The 19963-nt window shown below is 69.8% G+C and carries 17 protein-coding genes and 1 pseudogene; 4 read left to right on the top strand and 14 right to left on the bottom strand.

What is annotated here, in order from left to right; all coding sequences use genetic code 11:
- Positions 1 to 92: 92 nt before the first annotated feature.
- The 14 genes and pseudogenes from ACGFW5_RS05710 to ACGFW5_RS05645 form a co-directional block, all read right to left on the bottom strand.
- Positions 93 to 1361 (bottom strand): lytic transglycosylase domain-containing protein, encoded by a 1269-nt coding sequence (locus ACGFW5_RS05710; RefSeq protein ID WP_393832902.1) that lies wholly within the window; start codon positions 1359 to 1361, stop codon positions 93 to 95.
- Positions 1358 to 2194 (bottom strand): hypothetical protein, encoded by an 837-nt coding sequence (locus ACGFW5_RS05705; protein WP_393832901.1) that lies wholly within the window; start codon positions 2192 to 2194, stop codon positions 1358 to 1360. The genes ACGFW5_RS05710 and ACGFW5_RS05705 overlap by 4 nt, the downstream gene beginning before the upstream one ends.
- A 28-nt stretch (positions 2195 to 2222) precedes the next feature.
- Positions 2223 to 2750, bottom strand: coding sequence for a nuclear transport factor 2 family protein (locus ACGFW5_RS05700; protein WP_393832900.1), 528 nt, complete (start codon positions 2748 to 2750; stop codon positions 2223 to 2225).
- 46 nt (positions 2751 to 2796) lie between these two features.
- Positions 2797 to 3672: a hypothetical protein gene (locus tag ACGFW5_RS05695; protein WP_393832899.1), complete on the bottom strand. Its 876-nt coding sequence runs from the start codon at positions 3670 to 3672 to the stop codon at positions 2797 to 2799.
- A 56-nt stretch (positions 3673 to 3728) separates the two neighbouring features.
- A complete protein-coding gene (locus tag ACGFW5_RS05690) occupies positions 3729 to 4235 on the bottom strand; it encodes a hypothetical protein (RefSeq protein ID WP_393832898.1) in 507 nt (168 codons plus the stop codon).
- Positions 4232 to 5536, bottom strand: coding sequence for an MCE family protein (locus ACGFW5_RS05685; RefSeq protein ID WP_393832897.1), 1305 nt, complete (start codon positions 5534 to 5536; stop codon positions 4232 to 4234). The genes ACGFW5_RS05690 and ACGFW5_RS05685 overlap by 4 nt, the downstream gene beginning before the upstream one ends.
- Entirely contained in the window at positions 5536 to 6780 is a 1245-nt protein-coding gene (locus ACGFW5_RS05680; RefSeq protein ID WP_393832896.1) for an MCE family protein, read from the bottom strand. Before ACGFW5_RS05680 ends, ACGFW5_RS05685 begins: the two co-directional genes overlap by 1 nt.
- A gap of 284 nt (positions 6781 to 7064) precedes the next feature.
- Positions 7065 to 8192: pseudogene (locus ACGFW5_RS05675) on the bottom strand (MCE family protein); the annotation flags it as partial.
- Positions 8189 to 9193, bottom strand: a complete 1005-nt coding sequence (locus ACGFW5_RS05670; RefSeq protein WP_393833084.1) for an MCE family protein — start codon at positions 9191 to 9193, stop codon at positions 8189 to 8191. The pseudogene ACGFW5_RS05675 and the gene ACGFW5_RS05670, both read right to left, overlap by 4 nt.
- A gap of 134 nt (positions 9194 to 9327) precedes the next feature.
- Positions 9328 to 10359, bottom strand: a complete 1032-nt coding sequence (locus ACGFW5_RS05665; protein WP_393832895.1) for an MCE family protein — start codon at positions 10357 to 10359, stop codon at positions 9328 to 9330.
- A complete protein-coding gene (locus tag ACGFW5_RS05660; RefSeq protein WP_393832894.1) occupies positions 10356 to 11609 on the bottom strand; it encodes an MCE family protein in 1254 nt (417 codons plus the stop codon). Before ACGFW5_RS05660 ends, ACGFW5_RS05665 begins: the two co-directional genes overlap by 4 nt.
- Positions 11606 to 12409 (bottom strand): MlaE family ABC transporter permease, encoded by an 804-nt coding sequence (locus ACGFW5_RS05655; RefSeq protein WP_393832893.1) that lies wholly within the window; start codon positions 12407 to 12409, stop codon positions 11606 to 11608. The genes ACGFW5_RS05660 and ACGFW5_RS05655 overlap by 4 nt, the downstream gene beginning before the upstream one ends.
- A gap of 3 nt (positions 12410 to 12412) precedes the next feature.
- Positions 12413 to 13243, bottom strand: a complete 831-nt coding sequence (locus ACGFW5_RS05650; RefSeq protein WP_393832892.1) for an MlaE family ABC transporter permease — start codon at positions 13241 to 13243, stop codon at positions 12413 to 12415.
- Between the two features lie 2 nt (positions 13244 to 13245).
- Entirely contained in the window at positions 13246 to 14229 is a 984-nt protein-coding gene (locus ACGFW5_RS05645; RefSeq protein ID WP_393832891.1) for an ABC transporter ATP-binding protein, read from the bottom strand.
- Positions 14230 to 15025: 796 nt separating this feature from the next.
- Between ACGFW5_RS05645 and ACGFW5_RS05640 the strand changes: the two genes are divergently transcribed.
- From ACGFW5_RS05640 to ACGFW5_RS05625, 4 genes are all read left to right on the top strand, one after another.
- Positions 15026 to 15658, top strand: a complete 633-nt coding sequence (locus ACGFW5_RS05640) for a hypothetical protein (RefSeq protein WP_393832890.1) — start codon at positions 15026 to 15028, stop codon at positions 15656 to 15658.
- Positions 15659 to 15790: 132 nt separating this feature from the next.
- A complete protein-coding gene (locus ACGFW5_RS05635) occupies positions 15791 to 17323 on the top strand; it encodes a DUF6801 domain-containing protein (protein ID WP_393832889.1) in 1533 nt (510 codons plus the stop codon).
- Positions 17324 to 17419: 96 nt separating this feature from the next.
- Positions 17420 to 18367 (top strand): hypothetical protein, encoded by a 948-nt coding sequence (locus tag ACGFW5_RS05630; protein WP_393832888.1) that lies wholly within the window; start codon positions 17420 to 17422, stop codon positions 18365 to 18367.
- Between the two features lie 229 nt (positions 18368 to 18596).
- Positions 18597 to 19805, top strand: coding sequence for a helix-turn-helix domain-containing protein (locus ACGFW5_RS05625; RefSeq protein ID WP_393832887.1), 1209 nt, complete (start codon positions 18597 to 18599; stop codon positions 19803 to 19805).
- The last annotated feature ends 158 nt before the right edge of the window (positions 19806 to 19963 follow it).

The following is a 19963-nucleotide window of genomic DNA, read 5'->3' as shown; positions in this document are numbered from 1 at the left end:
GCCACGAAGATCGGTGCTCGCCACATGGTGGGCGCGCGTCACAAGGTCGGCGCGCGTCACGGGGTCGCTGCCGGTCATGGGATGGGTGACGCTCATGGGGTGGGTGACGGGCAGCCGGGGCCGGCGGGTGGCGCGCTGGGGTCCGGCGTCGCCGAGGGGGCCTGCGATCCGCCGGGGCAGTCCGGCACGCCGGGGCTGCCCGACGGCGAGGGGCTGGTGGTCGCGCTCTCAGACGGGGACGGGCTTGGGCCATCCGACGAGGAGGGGGAAGAAGTGGGGCCGGGGGAAGCGGAGGACGAAGGGGAGCTGGAAGGGGGCGAAGAGGGCGAGTGCGCCGGCCGCGACGCCGAGGGACTGCCCGTGGGCGGCCCGGGGGTCCATGCCGATGGGCGCGAGCTCGGTTGGGGCCCGATGACGATGCCTCCGCCCTGCTTGCGGTTGTGGTCGGCGTCGAGCTGCCCGGCGCTGCCGGCTCCCGGCGAGGTCGGGAGAGCGCCTTCGCCGTCCGGCACGGGATGGACGCCCCGGCGGTAGAACTCCAGCCACGACAGAACCGTACGCAGATAGTCGGCCGAGTGGTTGTAGCTCAGGACGGCGCGCTCCAGGTCGGCGGGGACGGCGAGGTTCCGGGCATCCGCGCACAGGTACCCGCCGGCCGCGAGCGCCGAGTCGAAGACGTTGTTGGGATCCTTACGCCCGTCGTCGTTGCCGTCCTGGCCCCAGGTCGACCAGGTGGACGGGATGAACTGCATGGGTCCCACCGCACGGTCGTAATCGGCGTCCCCGTCCAGCGCTCCGTGGTCCGTGTCGCTGATGCGCGCGAATCCCGTGCCGTTGAGCGCCGGCCCCAGGATCGGCGTGAGGGTCGTCCCGTGCGCGTCGACCCGGCCGCCCCCCGCATGGCCCGACTCCACCTTGCCCAGGGCGGCGAGGAGTTGCCAGGAAAGGTGGCAGCGCGGCTCGGTGCGTTCCAGACGCGTCTGGGCCCGCTGATACGCGGCGAGCACGGTGGCGGGGATGCCCTCCTGGGTCCACACGGGGTCGATCACCGCCACGGTGGGTGGCGCGCTCGCGGTGCGCGGCGGGACCGGCGTGACCGGCGGCGGCAGTTCGGCGTGGTACGAGCCGTCCGACGGCGGGTCCGCGCGTACCGTCGCGGGAGGCGCGGCAGCCGGCCCGTCCTGGCCCTGGGGGCCGGTACGCAACAGCCCGGGGGCTTGCGAGGCGGTGAGCGCGGCCATCGCCAGGGCCGCGACGGCCGTGCCGGTGAATCCACGTCGGAAGCGCTTCCCGCCGGGCAGCGCGAGTTCGCCGAATCGGATGCTTCCGCGACGTCGGGGCGTCGTGATCTTGGCCGTCATGATCCCTGCCCGAAGGTGTCGATGCCGGAGATCTTCCAGGTGGTGCCGCCGGCGCGGACCACGTCGACGGCGAACATGGCGGCGGCGTAGGACGTTTCGGGCTTCTCCCCCGCTGTCCGTGTGCTGCTCTGGTCGGCGTAGACGAGAACCCGGGCGCGGGAGCCGTCGATCATCTCCACTGCGCTCTCGGTGACGGTGGTCGTCAGGACCAGTTTCTGGTCCTTGCCCTGGGAGCGGACGGCGGCCAGCATGTCGTGGTGCTGCTGAACCGCCTTGCCCGTCAGGAGAGTTGATGTGGCTTTGTCGACGGGTCCGGTGTCCGCGTAGTTGTACGAGAACAACGCGGCGACGGCCTTGTCGGTCTGGCCCTTGACCTCGCTGGTACGGGCCGCGTCGGTCAGCGCGGAGTTACGTGCGGCCGGGTCGGAGCGCAGGGTGTCGGCCTTGGTGGCAGCGAGCCCGGCGAAGCAACCCAGCAGGACGATGAGCGCGCACAGGACGATGGGCGCGGGGACGCGCACGAACCGGCGCACGGACGCGAAGATCCCCGCGCGAGGCCCCCGCAGCGCACGGAGGCGACGGCCGCGCCAGGTCGTCGCGGCCGATGAGGTCGATGATGTCGACGTAGCTGGTGAAGCTGTCGAAGCCGACAAAGCTGTTGCCGGAACCGTCGAGGACGAGGACGAGGGCGTCCGCGCCCGCGAACCGGGCTTGGTCTCACGGGACTTGACCGCCCTTCTGGTGGGTTGTGGTGGGGACTCGGCACCGGTGCGTGTGGCGTCGGCGTGGGCCAGTCGGCGTTGGCGGTTGACCAGGTGACGGGTCGTCGACATCTGCGGCTCCTGTCCGGGAGGTGGAGGGTCAGTTGGCCGCGCTGTTGCCGACCGGGGCCTGGCCGAGGGCGCTGAGTTTCCAGCCGCCCGGCGTGCGGGTGAGCTCGCCGAGCATCCGGCTGTCCTTGGCGGCGGGCTGTTGCTTGGGGGCCTGTACCGTGATCCGCAGCGCCACCATCACTCTGGCCCGGCCCGCCCGGTCGTCGAGCTCGGTGACCGCGCCGTCGAGCACCTTGGCGGTGGTGACGGTCTGCGCCTGCTGGACCTGCTTCTCGAACTCCCCCCGCCCTGCCGCCAGTTGCTGGCGCAGGTCACCTGTGGTGGAGTCCTGCCACATGTCGAGACCGTGAGCCAGATTCTTGTGGTCGAGGGTGGAGAGGTTCTGCACGGCCTGCTCCCCTGCCGCGAGCACCCTGTCGCGGGAACGTGCGTAGGCGGCAGAATCGTCGTGCGCGGCGCCGTACCAGGACCACCCCGCCCATGCCGCGAACCCGCCCGCGATCAGCGTGAGCGTCATCGCGGCGACGAGCAGGGGCTGGATCGTCATGCGTGCCATGTTCTTCGTTCTCCCTCTATGAGGTTCCGGCGACGGCGGGCGCGGTTTAACGGGCGCGGAGATCGGTGATCTGCCAATGACCGTCGGTGAGTTGAGCGGTGACGGCCAGCTGGGCAGCTGCCGAGGTGGCGGGCTTGGTGTCCCTCTGCGCACGCTGGTCGAGGAAGACGAGCAGTTCGGCCTGGTCACGGGTCAGCCGGATGACCCCGGCCCGCACGACGTGCGTGGTCAGACTGAGCTTCTGCTCGGCGACCCGCTGCCTCAACTCCCCGAAGAGCGCTGCATATTGCCCCGCCGCGCGACCACCCAGCAGCTCCCTCGCCGCGTCCTCGGTTGCACGGGTGTCCTGGGGAACGTAGGAGAAGACCTTGCCGAGCGTGTTGCTCACATCCCCGATGACCTGCGTGGTCGCCGTGGCATCGGTGAGCGCACGATTGCTCGCCGCCGGCGCGTCGCTCAACTGCCGTGCCTGGTACAGCAATCCGCCTCCGGTGAGCAGGAGAGCGAGTACGAGAACGAAGGCGCACGTGATGATGAGCAGGCGGCGCCGGCGCCCGGGCGGCGCGGAGGCGTCACCGGGGTCGCCGACGCCACCGGGGTCACCGACGTCAGAGCCCGGCGAGCCGGGGTACGAGTCGCCGCCAGGCGAGCCGGAGTGCGCGTCGGTGCCCGGCGACCCGGCGCCCTCGTCGCCGCCAGGCGAGCCGGAGTGCGGGTCGGTGCCCGGCGCCCCGGCGTCCTCGTCGCCGCCAGGCAAGCCGGGGTACGAGTCGCCGCCCGAACCCGAGTCCTGCGGGCCCGGGTTCGGGCCCAGGTCCGGGTTCGGCTCCAGGCACCGAGAGCTCGGCTCCGGGCCCCGGCTCGGCTCCAGGCCCCGGCTCGGCTCCGAGCCCTCCGTGGCCTTCGCCTCTGCTGTGCTCACGCTGTTCTCTCCCTACCGGTTGTTCGCACGCCCCTGTCCTCCATCCGGTCCGGCGGTCAGGGGGCCGCGACCGGGACCGCGTTGAGTGCCTTCAACTTCCAGCCGGAGCCGATGCGTTGGAGCGTTGCCTCGAAGCGCTTGCGGTCGGTGGTGACCGCGCCGCCCTTCGGGGTGAGCCGGACCTGCACCGTCGCGATGAGCTTGGCGCTGCCTGCACGGTCGTCGAGTTCGGTGAGGGCGGCGTCGGTGACCTCGCCGCGCGCCGACGCCGACGGCTTTCCGGTCCCCGCCCGGCGCAACTCGTCGTGGAGCGGCCCCGTGGACGCGTCGAGCCAGGTGCGCAATGTCGTGTCGGGGTGGGCGGCGTCCAGCGTCGAAAGCGCGACGATCTGCGTACGGCCCGCCTTCAGGGCGGTGTCGCGCGAGGCGGCGTACGCCAGGGACGTGTCGTTGCGCGCGTCCACGTACGCCCATCCTCCGAAGGCGGCGAAAGCGGTTGAGAGCGCGATCACGGCCACGGCGAGTGCGCGCCGGAGCCGGGGGCCGGCGGGGAGTCGGATCACGGTTGTACGTCCCTTTCTCCGGCGCGGGGGGTCAGGCCGAGCAGCCCGGCCAGGTCCTCCGGGGCGCCGCCGGGCAGGGCGGGCAGACCGAGGGCCCCCGGAAGTGCCGCCGCTGTGGCCGCAGGCGAGGAAGGCTGGGCAGGGGGCTGAGCGCCGGGCAGGGAGCCCGGCTGCGCCGGCGCCCGGAGCGGGCCGCCGCTCGGGGCATGCGCCGAGCCCCGTACGTCGATGCCGCTGCTCGCCGGTGCGGCGCACCGCGCCTTGGTGTTGAGCTTCGGCGTGTCGACGGTTTCGAGGCCGTTGCGGTAGGCCGTCCCCCCGTATCCGTCGGTGCAGGGAAGCGGTGCGAAAAAGGTGACCGCCATGCCGAGATTGGCACCCTTCGCGTCGATGGCAGTGGCTCCCGCCGCGGCCAACGGCGGTAGTTTCACCAGTAGTTCCTCGATCCCGCGCTGACGGGTCACGGCTACGTCCGCCGTCGTGAGGAGGTTGGCGAGCACCACGCTGATCTGCGGGTCGAGATCCCTGAGCAGGCCGCTGACCTGCCCGGCCGCGTCCGGTGCGGCCGCGATCAAACGACGCAGATCGGTGTCCGATCCTTTCAGCGTGGCGGCAAGGCGCTGCGCCCCGGACGCGAAGGTCTTGATGGCCTGCCCTTCCTCGGCCTGGGTGCTCAGCACGGTCTGACCGTCCGCGAGCAGTGTGGTCGTGCTCGGGAGCGCCCTGTCCGCCGCCCGCACGAAGTCGCTGCCGTTGTCGAGGAGTGCCTGGAGATCATCTCCCCGCCCTTCGAAGGCCTTCCCGAACTCGTCGACGACCGTACGCAGCGACTCCAACGGCACAGACGCGGCAAGGTCGTTGACGCTGGTGAGTACGGTGGTGACGGGCGCCGGCGTGCGGGTGTCGGACTGCGCGATCACCGCGCCGTCGCCCAGGTAGGGAGCCCCGGCGGAGGTGGGCCGCAGGTCGATGTACTGCTCGCCGACGGCGGACAGGTTGGCCACCACCGCCTGCAGTGTGCTCGGGATGGGCGGCGCCGAGTTGTCGATACGCAGCTCGGCCACCACCCCGTCGTCGGTGAGCCCGATGGGCCCAACCCGCCCGACCGAGACGCCTCGGTAGGTGACGTTGGAGTGGGTGAAGAGACCGCCCGTCTCGGTGAGATGGACCTTCACCGAGTAGTAGTCGCGGATGCCGACGTAGTGGCCGATGTCGGCGTACCGGAATCCGGTGTAACCGAGCACCAGCACGCCGATGACGAGGAACGCCACGTTCTTGAGCCGCGTCGCGAGCGTCAGCATCAGCGCGCACCTCCCTGCCCGCCGACGGACGGCAGACCGAGAGGCGCCTTGGGTGACGTGTGAGCCGATTGCCTCGGGGACGTCGGGGACGTCGGGGACGTCGGGGACGTCGGGGACGTCGGGGACGTCGGGGACGTCGGGGACGTCGGGGACGTCGGTGGCGACGACATCGGTGACGACGACGGCGGGGATGGCGTCGTGAGCGGCGGGATGATCTGCGTGCCGGGCGCGGCCGTGACGTCGAGGTACACGTTGAGGTAGTCGCCCTTGACCCCCCGCAGCACCTCGTCGGTGAACGGGTACGTCAGCAGCACTTGGAGCGAGTCCGGCAGGTCCTTGCCGGAGTCGGCCAGCGATGTCAGGACCGGCGCGATCGCCTTCAGGTCGGCCACCATGTCGTCCTTGCTCTTGTTGACCGTCGAGACGGCGACCGTGGAGAGGGTGTCGAGAGACTTCAGCATCGTCAGGAGTGAACCCCGTTGGTCCTCAAGGACTTTGAGGCCGGGCGAGAGGCCGGTGAGGACCGTTCCGATCTGCTGTTTGCGGGTGGCGAGGGTCGCGGAGAGCCGGTTGACGCCGTCGAGGGCGTCGGTGATGTCGCCGCGATGGCCGTCCAGATCGCCGACCAGGGTGTTGACGCGCTGAAGCGTGGAGCGCACCTCGGGCTCGCGGCCTCCGATCGCCTTGTTGAGCTCGGTCGTGATGGTCTTGAGCTGGCTGACACCGCCTCCGTTGAGCAGCATGGAGAGCGCTCCCAGGACCTCCTCGACCTCCGGATTGCGATTGGTCCGTGCGATCGGGATCGCCGCGCCGGGCCCGAGGCGTCCCCGTGCCGCCTCCTTGGTCTCCTTCGCCGGCGCGGAGAGCTGGACGAATTTCTCCCCGAGGAGGCTGGACTGTTCCAGCTGGGCGTAGGCGTTGGCGGGCAGGTTCACATCTCCCCGGATGCGCATGCTGACCTTGGCCGACCATCCGTCCGGCGAGAGCGAGATCTTGGTGACACGGCCGACGGCGACGTCGTTCACTTTGACCGCGGCCTGCGGCACCAGGCTCAGCACGTCGGCGAAGTCGGCGGTGACGTCGTACGGATGGCTGCCGAGGTCGGCCCCGCCGGGCAGCGGTAGCTGGTCGATCCCGGAGAACGACGGCACCGAACAGCTGCCGAGCGAGAGGGCCAGGGCGACGACGACCGCGACGCCGACCACCGCCGCGGCGCCGGCGCGCCGGGTGATACGGGGCTTCATCCCCGGCCTCCGTTCTTGGACGCCGAACCGCCGGAACCCGTCGACGAGCCGGAACCTGTCGACGAGCCGGAGCCCGCTGAGGAGCTGGAACCCGCCGAGCCGGAGGCCGATCCATCCGCCGCCGCGGATGATCCCTGCGCGGCACCCGTCCCAGACGCGGCGTCGGACGCATGCGCGGAATCGGACGCATGCGCGGAATCGGATGACGAGGTGTCGGGTGACGGGGTGTCGGGTGACGGGGTGTCGGGTGACGGGGTGTCGGGTGACGGGGTGTCGGCGGAGCCCTTCGCGGGGTCGGCCGCGGAGCCCTTCGCGGGGTCGGCCGCGGTGCCGTACACGGTGCCCACGGGTGGCAGCGGGAGCGCTGGGAGCGCTTTCAGTCGTGCCTGCGGCACGGGCACGAGCGCCGCGCTGCCCGCCACCGCCGGATTGGGTGCGAAGACGAGGTCGCCGCCCATGCTGATCTCGTTGATGTCGCCGCGGCCGTCGAGCGTACGGTGCACCGGGTCGTAGGCGTTGAGAGCGTTCCCAGCGGCCAGAGGTGCGACGTCGAGGGCTTCCGCGAGGGAGGCGCGCTGGTCGACGAGGATCTGCGTGAGCGGGGTGAGCTTGTCGACCTCGGCCTTGAGGCTGCCGCGATTGTCCTGGATGAAGGTCTTGACGTCGCCGAGCGCGGTACCGAGTTCCTTGAGCGCGCCTGCGAGGTTGTCCTTGTTGTCGGCGAAGAACGAGGTCACGTCGGCGAGTTGGTTCTGCGCGTCGCGTACGGCGCCGTCCTTGTTCTTCAGCATGGTGGTGAACGTCTGCAGAGATGCCAGGGTGGCGAAGAGATGGTCGCTGCTGCCGTCCAGCGTCTTGGCCGCCTTGCCGAACTGCTCGATGGAGTCGCCGATCGCGGCGCCGTTGCCGCTGAGGTTCCTGGCGCCGGTGTCGAGCAGCCCCGAGAGCGCTCCCGTCGCGTTCGCCCCGTCGGGGCCGAGGGATTTACTGAGCTCGGTCAGGGAGGCGTACAACTGGTCCACCTCGACGGGCGTGGCGTTGCGGGAGGCGGGCAGTTCCGCCCGGTCGGCGATCTCGGGTCCGCCGGTGTAGGCGGGGGCGAGCTGGACGTACCGGTCGGCGACGACGCTGGGCGAGACGATGGCGGCCCGGGCGTCCTTGGGTACTCGGACCCCCCGGTCCAGGGTCACCACGACCTTGACCTGCCGGCCCTGTGGGGTCACCGAGTCGACCTCGCCGACCTTGACGCCGAGCACCCGCAGGTCCGAGCCGGGGTAGATCCCGACGGCGTGGTCGAAATAGGCGGTGATGTGCTTGCCGCCGGAACCGGCGAACACGCGCAGCCCGCCGGCCACGGTGGCGGCGATGACCGCGAGGGCCAGGACGATCGTGAGAGCGCGTCGCCGGCTCATGGGTAGCCTCCGTTCTTCGGCGGCATGCAGCCGGTCGTCGGGAGTGACTTCGCCGGCAGGTAGTTCCTGGGGACGAGCCCGCAGATGTAGGTGTCGAACCAGCGGCCGTTGCCGATGGTGTTGCCGACGAGCCGGTAATAGGGGCCGGCCAGTGCCAGGGTGCGCTCCAAACCCTGCTGGTTCTCGACCAGGACGTCCGTGACCCGGCCCAACGCGGCCAGTGTCGGCTTGAGTTGGGCGGAGTTGTCCTTGACCAGGCCGGTGAGCTGGGTGCCGAGTCCGCGGGTTCCGGTGAGGAGAGCCTGGATGGCGTCGCGGCGTTGCTTGAGTTCACCGAGGAGCAGCCCGCCGTCGTCGATGAGCGTCTCGAAACTGCTCTTCTTGTTGGCGAGCGTCTTGGTCAACTGCTCGCTGCCCTTGAGGAGTTGGGCGAGCTGACTGTCGCGCTGCGAGACGGTCTTGGACAGTGCCGAGAGTCCGGACACCGCGGTGCGTACCTCGGGAGGCGAGTCCTTGAAGGTGTCGGAGATCGTCTCGAAGCTCTTGGCGAGCTGGGCGGTGTCGATGTCACCGATCGTGTTGCTGAGCCCTTCGAAGGCCTGGGTGACGTCGTAGGGGGAGGTCGTCCGGGACAGCGGGATGCGGCTGTCCGGGTTCTGCCTGGCGTCGCCGAGCGGGTCGATCGCCAGGTACTTCTCGCCGAGCAGGGTCTTGATGGCGATGGCGGCGGTCGAGGCGTTCCCGATCCAGGCGTCCTTCACCTTGAAGGTGACCTTCACTTTGGCGCCGTCCAGAAAGACTCCGCCGACCTCGCCGACCTTGACCCCGGCGATGCGTACCTCGTCTCCGTCGCGCAGCCCGGCGGACTCGGAGAAGTCGGCGCTGTAGGTCGTACCATCGCCGATGAACGGCAGTGAGTCGGCGTTGTACGCGGCGACGCCGATGAGGGCCAGGATCAGCAGCCCCACCAGGCTGACCGCGACGGGGTTGCGTTCCTTCATGGGCTTGAGGCGCAGGCGCTTCGACACGAGGTGGTTCGGTGCGAGGCGCTTCTCCGTGGGCCGCTTCAGCGTGGGCCGCCCGAGTGTGCGGCGGGGCGGCCGGTCGGCCCGGGGCCTGTGCGGGAGGGGAAGCCTCATCCCTGGCACCTCGATTCGCTGACCGGGATGCCGGTGGGTGGCGGGCTGCCGTCCTCGGTCCTCACGCCGGACACCTTGGCCTCGCAGAGGTAGAGGTTGAGCCATGATCCGTACGAGGCGATGCGGGTGATGGCGCGCATCTTGTCGGGGGTCTTGCGCAGGAAGTCCTCGATCGGGGGAGCGCTCTCAGCGAGGTTCGAGGACAGTCGGCCCAGCTGCTTGATGTCTTCCTTGAGCGGGGCCCTGCCGTCCTTGAACAGCCCGGCGGTGACCGTGGTGAGGTCGCCCATCGCGGCGATGGCCTCGCCGAGCGGTTTGCGGTCCCCGGCGAATCCGGAGACGAGCTGCTGGAGCGTGACCACGAGGTCGTTGAAGCCGGCTTCGCGGTCGTTGACGGTGGTCAGGACGGTGTTGAGGTTGGTGATGACCTCGCCGATCACCTTGTCCTTGGCGGCGACGGTCGTGGTCAGAGAGCCGATGTGCTGCAAGAGCGCGTCCACGGTGCCGCCCTCGCCCTGGAGGACCTGCACGATGGAGCCGGCCAGTTGGTTGACGTCCTTGGGCGAGAGCCCTTCGAACAGGGGCTGGAAGCCGTTGAAGAGCTGGGTGAGGTCGAGGGCCGGGGTGGTGCGTTCCAGTGGAATGGTCGCGCCGGGCGCAAGTGTCGCCCCGACGGCTCCGGTGCCCCGGCCCAGTTCGACGTAGCGCTGGCCGACCATGTTGAGGTACTTGATCGAGGCGGTGGTCGTGCCGGGCAGGGTCCGGCCGCGCCGTACGGAGAACGTGACCTGGGCGAGCCGCCGGTCGACGACCTCCACCCGGTCGACCTGGCCGACCTTCACCCCGGCGATGCGGACGCTGTCGCCCTCGATCAGTCCGGTGGTGTCGGTGAAGCGGGCCCGGTAGGTCTCGGTGTCGCCCACACCGGTGTTGGCGATGGACAGGGCGAGCACGGTGGTGGCAAGTGCCGTCACCACGACGAAGACCAGGGACTTGACGAGGGGGCCCGCGATGCTGCGGCGCTTCATTTGATCGTCACCTCCGTCCCTCTCAGGGCGGGGCCGACGAGCAGACTGCTCCAGTCCGGCAGGGACTGCGGGGATTCCTTCAGGCCAGGCGCCAGCAGCTCGTTCACCAGGTGGTTCTCCTGGGGCGAGTTCGGCAGGCCGAGACCGGTGCCGGAGACGGCGGCGGCGTTGACGAGAGCGCTCTCGCCGGGGAGCGGGGCGCCGAGGTAGGGCACGGGATAGCAGTGCGGTCCGCCGTCGGCGGTGTATGCGGGGGTGTCACGTCCGGCGGCGTACTTGCCGAGGGAGGGCACCACCTTGACGGTGACGTGGAGTCCGGGCTGGTCCGTGCCCTTGCCCAGCGCCTTGTCCATCGCGGGTACGAATCCGGTCAGCGTGCGCAGTGTGCAGGGGAAGGACGGGGCGTACTCGGCGAGGAGTGCCAGGGTCGGACGGCTCACGTCGCTGAGCCGGATGATGTTGTCCTTGTTCTGCTGGAGGAAGGCCGTGACGTCCTGGGCGGTCCTGGTCGTCTGGCCGTAGACACCGAGGAGTTGGTTCTGCTGCGCCACCAGGGTGTTGGTGGTGGTCGTCGCGTCCGTGAGCGCTCTCAGGATGTCGGGGGCGGCGTCGCTGTAGGTCCGGGTGACCTTCACGAGCTGCACCAGGTCGGCGTTGAGGGTGGGCAGGCTGGGGTTGAACTTCTTCAGGTGGGCGTCCAGCGTGACGACGGTGTCGCCCAGCTGGGAGCCGCGTCCGCGCAGGGCCTGGGCCACGGCGGAGAGTGTGGCCGACAGCTTGTCCGGTTTGACGGCAGTGAGCATCGGCAGGACGTGGTCGAGGACCTGTTCCAGCTCGATGGCGTTGCCCGACCGGTCCTGGGGGATGGTCGCATCGGCTGAGAGCGCTCTCGTGGAGGGGTTCGACGGCGGGACGAGCGCCACGAACCGTTCGCCGAAGAGGGTGGTGGGCAGCATCTGTGCCCGTACGTCGGACGGGATGTGGCTGAGCCTGCCCGGCTGGAGAGCGAGGGTCAGTTTGGCTCCTTCGCCGTCGGCGCTGATGCCGCGCACCTCGCCGACGACGACACCGCGCAGCTTCACCTCGGCGCCCCGGTGCATCTCGTTGCCGACGCTGCCGGTCAGCACGGTCACCGTGTCGGACCGGGTGAAGTCCTTGTCGTACACGGCGATCGACAGCCACACGAGCAGCGCCGGCACGAGCAGGAAGACGACTCCGGCGCATCGGCGGCGTACGGTGCGCGCGTTCATCCGGCCACCTTCACGGTGGTGGTGGCTCCCCAGATGGCCAGCGAGAGGAAGAAGTCGGTGACGGTGATCAGGACGATCGCGTTGCGGACCGAGCGGCCCACCGCCACGCCGACTCCGGCCGGCCCACCCGTGGCGCGGAAGCCGTAGTAGCAGTGCGCGAGGATCACCATGACGCTGAAGATGAGGACTTTGAGCACGGAGAGCAGCACGTCGGTGGGTGAGAGGAAGAGGTTGAAGTAGTGGTCGAAGGTGCCGCGTGACTGGCCCTTGAAGACGACGGTGGTCAGCCGGGACGCGAAGTAGGAGCTGAGCAGCCCGATCGCGTACAGCGGGATGATCGCGACGACGCCGGCGATGATCCTGGTGGTGACGAGGTAGGGGAGGCTCCGGATGCCCATGCCTTCGAGGGCGTCGATCTCCTCGTTGATGCGCATCGCGCCGAGCTGGGCGGTGAAGCCCGCGCCGACGGTGGCGGAGAGGGCGAGCCCGGCGACCAGTGGGGCGATTTCGCGCGTGTTGAAGTAGGCGGAGACGAAACCCGTGAAGGCGGCTGTGCCGATCTGGTTGAGGGCGGCGTACCCCTGGAGGCCGACCACCGTGCCGGTGAACAGGGTCATGGCGATCATCACGCCGATGGTTCCGCCGATGACTCCGAGGCCGCCGCTGCCGAAGGCGACCTCGGCGAGCAGCCGCTGCACCTCCTTGAGGTAGCGCCGCAGAGTGCGGGGTATCCACAGCAACGCCTTGGTGTAGAAGACCAGTTGGTCACCGGAGCGGTCGAGCAGGCTGAGGAGGGCCATCGGTCAGCCGCCCTTCGGGGGGACGATCTGGAGGTAGATCCCGGTGAGCACCATGTTCACGAAGAAGAGCAGCAGGAAGGTGATGACGACGGACTGGTTGACGGCGTCGCCGACGCCTTTGGGGCCGCCGCGCGGGTTGAGGCCTCGGTACGCGGCGACGATCCCGGCGATGAAGCCGAAGAGCAGCGCCTTGATCTCGCTGACGTACAGGTCGGGCAGCTGGGCCAGGGCGGAGAAGCTGGAGAGGTAGGCGCCCGGGGTGCCGCCCTGGAGGATGACGTTGAAGAAGTAGCCACCGAGGGTGCCGACGACGGAGACCATTCCGTTGAGCAGCAGGGCGACGAACATGGTCGCCAACACCCGTGGTACGACGAGCCGTTGGACTGGGGAGACGCCCATGACTTCCATGGCGTCGAGCTCTTCGCGGATCGTGCGGGATCCGAGGTCGGCGCAGATGGCGGAGCCTGCGGCCCCCGCGATGAGCAGGGCCACGATGAGGGGGCTGGCCTGCTGGATGACGGCGAGGACGCTGGCGCCACCGGTGAAGGACTGGGCGCCGAGCTGTTGGGTGAGCGAGCCGACCTGGAGCGCGATGACGGCGCCGAAGGGGATGGAGACAAGAGCCGCAGGCAGGATGGTGACGCTGGCGATGAACCAGAACTGCTCGATGAATTCGCGTAGTTGGAAGGGCCGGCGGAAGACGGCTCGGATGACGGCGGCGGCGAGCGAGAAGAGTCGTCCGGTCTGGCGGAAGGCGCCCAGGCCGGGCAGCGGGCCCCGGGGCGGGCGGGGTGGCGGGGGCGTCTGCGCCGGCGGGGTTCTCTCGGCCTCCATGGTCACGGCGTCGCCCCTCGCGTCGGGGCCAGGCCGTTCTCGATGGCGCGACGGGCCGCGGGCGGCAGTTGGTCGAGCATCCCCATCACCCGCAGTTTGCGGCGCAGTACCGCCCGGCGGGGCGGCAGGCCGGGCGAGGGCTCCAGTTGCGGCACGACGGGGCGTGGTGAAAGTCCAGCAAGGTTGGGTGAGTTGAGCTGTTCTTTGGCGAGCGCGGCGGCGTCCTTCTCCTCGGACATGCCGATGGGGCCCTCGCGGCGCCCGCTGAGGAACTGGGCGACCACCGGCTCCTCGCTCGTCAACAGGACCTCGCGCGGACCGAAGGTGACGAGGTTGCGCCGGAAGAGCATGCCCATGTTGTCGGGCACTGTCGCCGCGATGTCGAGGTTGTGGGTGACGATGAGCATCGTCGCGTCGATCTGGGCGTTCAGGTCGATCAGGAGCTGCGAGATGAAGGCGGTGCGTACCGGGTCGAGTCCCGAGTCCGGTTCGTCGCAGAGGATGATCTGGGGGTCGAGCACCAGGGCGCGGGCCAGGCCCGCCCGTTTGCGCATGCCGCCGGAGATCTCACCGGGCAGCTTCTCCTCGGCACCGAGCAGCCCGACCATGTCGACCCGTTCCATGACGATGCGACGGATCTCGGACTCCTTCTTGCGGGTGTGCTCACGCAGGGGGAAGGCGATGTTGTCGAAGAGGGACATCGAGCCGAAGAGCGCACCGTCCTGGAACATCAGACCGAAGAGTTTCCGCGTCTCGTAGATCTCCCGCTCGGGGCTGTTCACCATGTCGACGCCATTGATGAGGACCCGGCCGCGCTCCGGTTTGAGCAGTCCGATGAGGGACTTGAGGAAGACTGTCTTTCCGGTGCCGGAGGGTCCCAGCATGACGCTGACTTCTCCTGCGGGCAGGGTGAGGGTGACGTCCTGCCAGATGTTCTGCCTGCCGAAGGACTTGGTCAGATCTTCGACCACGACTTCAATTCCCATCCCACCTCCAGCAGGCATGCGCGGAGTGACGCCAGGGCACCGAGAGCACCGAGGGGCGCACGGTAAGGTGCGCGGCAGCGCGGAAACAAGATCCCGGACCGCCGCATCGGTGCATTCCCTTTCCCTTTGTCACTCGTTGACAAGTTCCGTGTCGTCCCGGTGGACGACTGCGCGGCAATTGAGCAGTACGACGGCGGTGCGCGGATCGGGGGCGGCGCGTCCGATGGGAGCCGGGCCGCGCCGCCCCCGCCCTGGGGAGAAAGCCCGGTCCCGGTCCCAGAACAGGCGTGGGCAGGGACTCTCGCCCATACGGGTCCCGGCCTTCGGGGGCGCGGCCGGGGTATGGGCGCCGGGCCGGCCGGATACCGGACGCGTCGTCCGGGCCGACCGCACACCGGACGCTACGGCCGGGTAACCTCGCTCTGCAATACCGGTTCCAGAAGTTTCCGCGAGCCCCGGCACGACGGTCGGCGACTTGTCACAACGGCAGCATTTTCCCCTCGGAACTTGTCATTCATTGAGGGGTTTACCCTGTCACCGCTCGCACGGTGGAGGAACGCGGCGAGAGAGCTGCCGACTTCCGCACGAATGGCATGTCCCGCATGGCGGTATTGCGCAGCAACCGACAAGAAAAACCGGCTGGTTGCTCACCCCCGGCACAAGGGAGCGTCCCGCTCGGCACAATCTTGAACGGCAGGATTGTGCGCCCATGTTTCTCGCAAGTAACGTCCGCATCGTCACGGATCGTACGTGGCTGAATCCGTACTCGTAGCTGGTGAAATCGGAGGAAATTGCTGTGCGAAACGCCTTGGGAAAACTTGCTCTGGTATGCGGCGCCGCGACGGCCGCGTTCGCCCTGGCGACCGCGCCCGCGCTGGCCGCGTCGCCCACCGCCTGGGTCGTCGGACCCAACTCGCCGGAGAGTTTCACCGCCGTCTCCAGTGATGTCGTGCTCTCCATCAACGGCATCGACATGACGTGCACGTACGCGGACGCGGGCGGCGCCCTGCACAGCGCCACCGGCAACCCGGCCGCGGTCGGCAGTATCGATCCCGCCCACTTCGGCAGGTCCGGTGAGCCGTGCACGAGCTTCCTCGGCGCGGTGGACACGGTGGCGAACACCCCCTGGACGCTGAACGTGACCGACTTCGACGCGGGAACAGGTGTCTCCCAGGGTTACATCTCGGGCGTCAACGCCCGTGTGTCGGTGGCGACATGCGCCTTCACCGTGACCGGCACGGCCCACGGTACGTACACCAACTCCACCGGCGACCTGGCGGTGGCGGCCGATCCGACCGAGCTGACGGTGTCGGCTCCGACCGCCGGCTGTGCGGGTGTGGTGTCCGCGGGTGACCACCCCTCGTTCAACGGCGACTACTACGCGGTGGTCAGTGGCACCAGCACGCACCCGACCATCGTCGGCTCGTAGTGCCGCACAGCACGCCGCGTACGCCCCGGGCCCGCCCGGCCGGCCGTGACCCGGCCCGTCGGGCGGGCCCCCAGACGCAGTGGGACGCCACCGACCGTTTCGAGGAGCTGAGCCAGTGGAGCTGAACGCGACGTGACCAGGACCCCGGGCCCGGCCGGCCGCCGGCGGCACCTGCACGGGTGGGGCGCGGTCGCGGCGGCGAGCGTGGTCCTTGCCGCCATCGTGCCCGGCGCGGGTGTGGCACGCGGAGACCAGCGGGTGAGCGCCGAACTCGCCTACACCTGTGCGTTTTTGGGCGGCTCCCAGCCGGTGAAGGTACGCGTCGCGGCGAGGTTTCCCGAGCGGGCCGCGGTGGGCATCGCGATACGGCCCGTCGAGGTCAGCACGGCGCTGACGCTTCCCGCGTCCGCCGTCGCCGAACTCACCAAAGAAAATGCGGCCACGACCGGGGCGACCACCCGGCTGACGACCGAGGTGTCCCAGGACGGCGCTGTGGCCCCGGCCCTGTGGCAGGGCAGGGCGCCCTCGGTGGCCCTCACATCCGGGAATGATGTGGTGCTGACGGCGGCCGGCGAGGTCCCCACCATCACCGCGAACAGTCCCGGCGACCTCAACGTGACGGCGGCGGCCCTCACGATCGACTTCGATCCGGTCACCTCGCAGGGCCGCGCCACGGACCCGAAGGTCCTGACGGTGACGTGCACACGCGCCCCGGGCGGCCCGGGCGTGCTGGCCACGGTGCCGGTGTCCGGGGCGACGTCCTCGCCCGCACCGACTCCGGGCGCCTCCGCGACGGGCCCCGCTGCCACCACCACGCCCCGCCCCTCCCCCGCCGCGCCGAAGGTCGCCGCCCCCTCGACCGGGAGCACCCCGACCGCGCCCGTGCCCGCGCCCGCATGCCACGGCGACACGACGCAGCCGCTCGCCCTCGCGGCGTATGTGACCGGGTACTCGAACGTCACCAAACTGGGCGGGGCCTCGCTCATCCCCGTCTACTGCGCCCAGATCGTGCAGGGACCCAGCCAACTGAAGCGCATCGAGGTGAGGCCCGGCGTCTTCGAACTCCACCTCCTCCAGCAGTCGCAGGGCCGGCTCGACTACCGGGGCCGCGCCCAGACCCCGCCGGCCCCGGCCACGTTCTTGACCTTCGGGTTCATGCCGACCACCGCGACGATGACCCTGGAGCAGACCGGGCCCATGTCCATCGACTCGGACCTCAACAACACCGCGGGGCACGGTGAGACGTACATCAGGATCCCGTTGTCGCTGCGTCTGAGCGACGTCAAGGTCAACGGCACCCCGCTCGATGTCGGGCCCAACTGCCGTACTGCCGGGCAGATTTACTCGCAGGACCCGGACCCGGCGAAGGACACCAAGGACCACATGGTGCTGCTCGGGCAGCTCAAGAAGGGCAAGGACACCGTCTGGCGCGGCTACTCGCTCTCCCGCGGCGGCCCCCTCGACGGCTCGGTGACCATCCCGGCGTTCACGGGCTGCGGGGTGGGTGAAGACCTCAGCCCGCTGTTCACCGCGTCCGTGTCCGGGCCCGAGAACACGGTCAAGCAGAACCAGGGGGCGCCGTGCGCGTCCGGCATCCCGGACGACCCGGCCAAGCTGTGCACCCCCGACAAACAGCCCACGACCATCCCGCCGCCACTGCGCTGAGTTCCGGCCAACTCGCCGACAGTCACGCCTGGTTGGCGCATCCACTCATATCCGTACAGGACGTCGCGAGCCGGGGCGTCCAGAGGGGACGACTTCATGAGACCCGCATCCACCCGCCTGCGCACGGGACTGCTCACCGCCGGCACCGCCCTCACGGTGCTGGGGGCCGTCGGACCGGCCTCCGCCGGATCCGCCCCCGCGCCTCAACTCGCGGGCAGCTGGGGCCCGTTCACGCGGTGCCCGGTGGACGACCCCGCCATGCTCGCCGCCGACGGACGCGCCGACATCGTGCAGTGCATCGCCTCCCATGCGGCAGGCGGCACCATCAAACTCGGCAACACCGAGGTCGTCACCGGCGCCAGCGACCTGCAACTCGGCGTGGTGCAGCACGCCACGGGCGCACCCACCCTCGTCGCGCCCGCCGGCGGAGCGCTGATCGCCGACTCCGCCGACATCCCGGGCGGACTGCTGGGCCTGATGTGCCCCAGCGACATTCCCGTCGTCAGCGGCATCTGCCACAGCATCACCAACGCCACCCTCAACCGGATCACCGCGACCGTCGAATCGGCCGGTGCGCCCAGCGACTTCAATCTGACGGCGGGAGCCACCACCGGGCAGCCGATCATCGCGATCCCGGTCCGCGTCCGTTTGCAGAACCCACTCCTCGGGGGCTCCTGCTACATCGGCTCCGCCGCTCATCCGATCGTTCTTCGGCCCCAGAACCTCACCGCGCCCAAGCTCGGCATCGAGCGCTTCGACGGCAACGGCACACCCCATACGACGGGTGTCATGAACCGGCTCGGCCTCACCGGTGCGAGCCAGACCGACACCACGTTCGCCGTGCCCGGTGCGAGCGGTTGCGGGCTCGCCGGCCTGCTCGACTGGGCGGTCGACCTCAAGACCGGACTGCCCTCGGCCTCCGGCGGCAACAGCGTCGTACTGAACGACGCCTCGACCTATCTCGCCGGGCTGCACGCCCCCGGCACGGTCGTCCCGGACGACGGCAAGCTGCTGTCGCAGTACTGGCACTCGGCGGCCCGGTAACGTCCGCCGCCACGCCCGACCCGTGGCCCGCCCGTGCTCCCGGGCGGGCCATACCGGAATCGGCCGACAACCGCTGCACCCTGAATCGAACACTGCCCCAAGTGTTGTCCATGGAGCGAAAGTTGTTCTAGGTTCGGCAGTCCGCGAAGGTACGCACCTGTCGGTCGGTGGGAGCGCTTTCTCCATCGGCCCTCCCCCCACCGGAGCGCCGTAGTGCAAGGGGAGTGAGATGCCTGCAGCCGCGCAATCATCGGACACCCAGGAACCCTTGGGACCGCTCCCACAGGAGTTCGCCGCGATCATGCGACCCGAACTCCCGGGTCTCCTCAAGGAGATCGGCGCGGAGGTCACCCGCGCCTACCCCGAGTACGCCCGACTGCTCGACGGACCCTACGGCGAGGCGATCCGGGTCGGCGTGGAGCAGAACCTCACGGTTTTCGTCGACCAGGTGGCGTCCCCCAGCGCACCCTCCACGCTCCGCGACGAGATGTGCCGCCGCTTCGGCCGGTTCGAGGCGTACGAGGGCCGGAGCCTGGAGACCCTTCAGGGGGCCTATCGGCTCGGGGCCCGGGTGGCGCTGCGGCGGGCCAAGAAGATCGGCCGGCGCTACAACCTCTCCCCCGCCCTCATGCTCAGCTTCGCGGACGCTTTGTTCACGTATGTCGAGGAGCTGGAAGCGCTCTCACGGGAGGGCTATCTGGAGGTCACCTCGTTCTCCGGCGAGCGCTCCGACGCCCTGCGAAGACGGCTGCTGCATCTGATTCTGGCCGGTTCCCCGGTGCCGCGTGCGGCGATCACGGAGCTCGCCGACCGGGCCCGCTGGCCCCTGCCCGAGCGGGTGACTCTGATCGCGCTGCGCTCCGGGGCGGGTCTCACGCGTGCGGCGATGGACAACGATGTCCTCATCGACCCGGGCGAGCCGCTGCCCCACCTTCTGGTGCCGGGCCCCGTCGACGATCCGCGCGGGCGGATGCTGGACGCCGCGCTCCACGGCTGTCGGGCGGCGGTCGGTCTTGAGGTGCCCATCGCCGACGCGTCCGACTCCCTGCGCTGGGCCCGCCAGGTCCTCGACCTCGCCGGATCGGGAGTCATCGACGGCGAGTCCGGCACGCTGTACTGCGAGGACCACCTCGTCACGCTCTGGCTGCGCTCCGACCCGGCGCTCCTCGAACACCTCGGGCGGCGTGAGCTCGCGCCGCTGGACGCGCTCACTCCGGGGCGCCGCGACCGGCTCATCGAGACCTTACGGACCTGGCTCGCGACGCGTGGGACCGCGGCGCACATGGGCCGGCTCCTCGCCGTGCACCCGCAGACCGTGCGCTACCGGATGCGCACCCTTGAGTCCATCTTCGGCGACCGGCTCACCGACCCCGAACACCGGTTCGCCACCGAACTAGTGCTACGCGCAAGGGACCTGGGCCACCACGACCGGCCCTGAACTTGCCCCGATCGGCGCCATAATCATCCGAATCACTTCGAAAACAACGGATAAATATCGTCAAGTACCAAGGCCGGTGCGAACCCGCCGCTCGATATGCCCGTCTGAATGGGCGGATGTCCGAAGGATGTCCGTACCACCCGCACTACGCCAGAGGC

This window comes from Streptomyces sp. NPDC048416, from assembly GCF_043200435.1.
Lineage (GTDB): Bacteria > Actinomycetota > Actinomycetes > Streptomycetales > Streptomycetaceae > Streptomyces.
This window is presented reverse-complemented; position numbering and strand designations above follow the sequence as displayed.

Excerpts from the sequence above, each read along its gene's own strand:
- ACGFW5_RS05710 (WP_393832902.1), bottom strand. The coding sequence starts at position 1,361 with ATGACGGCCAAGATCACGACGCCCCGACGTCGCGGAAGCATCCGATTC.
- ACGFW5_RS05670 (WP_393833084.1), bottom strand. The coding sequence starts at position 9,193 with ATGAAGGAACGCAACCCCGTCGCGGTCAGCCTGGTGGGGCTGCTGATC.
- ACGFW5_RS05650 (WP_393832892.1), bottom strand. The coding sequence starts at position 13,243 with ATGGAGGCCGAGAGAACCCCGCCGGCGCAGACGCCCCCGCCACCCCGC.
- ACGFW5_RS05665 (WP_393832895.1), bottom strand. The coding sequence starts at position 10,359 with ATGAAGCGCCGCAGCATCGCGGGCCCCCTCGTCAAGTCCCTGGTCTTC.
- ACGFW5_RS05700 (WP_393832900.1), bottom strand. The coding sequence starts at position 2,750 with ATGGCACGCATGACGATCCAGCCCCTGCTCGTCGCCGCGATGACGCTC.
- ACGFW5_RS05660 (WP_393832894.1), bottom strand. The coding sequence starts at position 11,609 with ATGAACGCGCGCACCGTACGCCGCCGATGCGCCGGAGTCGTCTTCCTG.
- ACGFW5_RS05705 (WP_393832901.1), bottom strand. The coding sequence starts at position 2,194 with ATGTCGACGACCCGTCACCTGGTCAACCGCCAACGCCGACTGGCCCAC.
- ACGFW5_RS05685 (WP_393832897.1), bottom strand. The coding sequence starts at position 5,536 with ATGCTGACGCTCGCGACGCGGCTCAAGAACGTGGCGTTCCTCGTCATC.
- ACGFW5_RS05625 (WP_393832887.1), top strand. The coding sequence starts at position 18,597 with ATGCCTGCAGCCGCGCAATCATCGGACACCCAGGAACCCTTGGGACCG.
- ACGFW5_RS05645 (WP_393832891.1), bottom strand. The coding sequence starts at position 14,229 with ATGGGAATTGAAGTCGTGGTCGAAGATCTGACCAAGTCCTTCGGCAGG.
- ACGFW5_RS05680 (WP_393832896.1), bottom strand. The coding sequence starts at position 6,780 with ATGAAGCCCCGTATCACCCGGCGCGCCGGCGCCGCGGCGGTGGTCGGC.
- ACGFW5_RS05630 (WP_393832888.1), top strand. The coding sequence starts at position 17,420 with ATGAGACCCGCATCCACCCGCCTGCGCACGGGACTGCTCACCGCCGGC.
- ACGFW5_RS05655 (WP_393832893.1), bottom strand. The coding sequence starts at position 12,409 with ATGGCCCTCCTCAGCCTGCTCGACCGCTCCGGTGACCAACTGGTCTTC.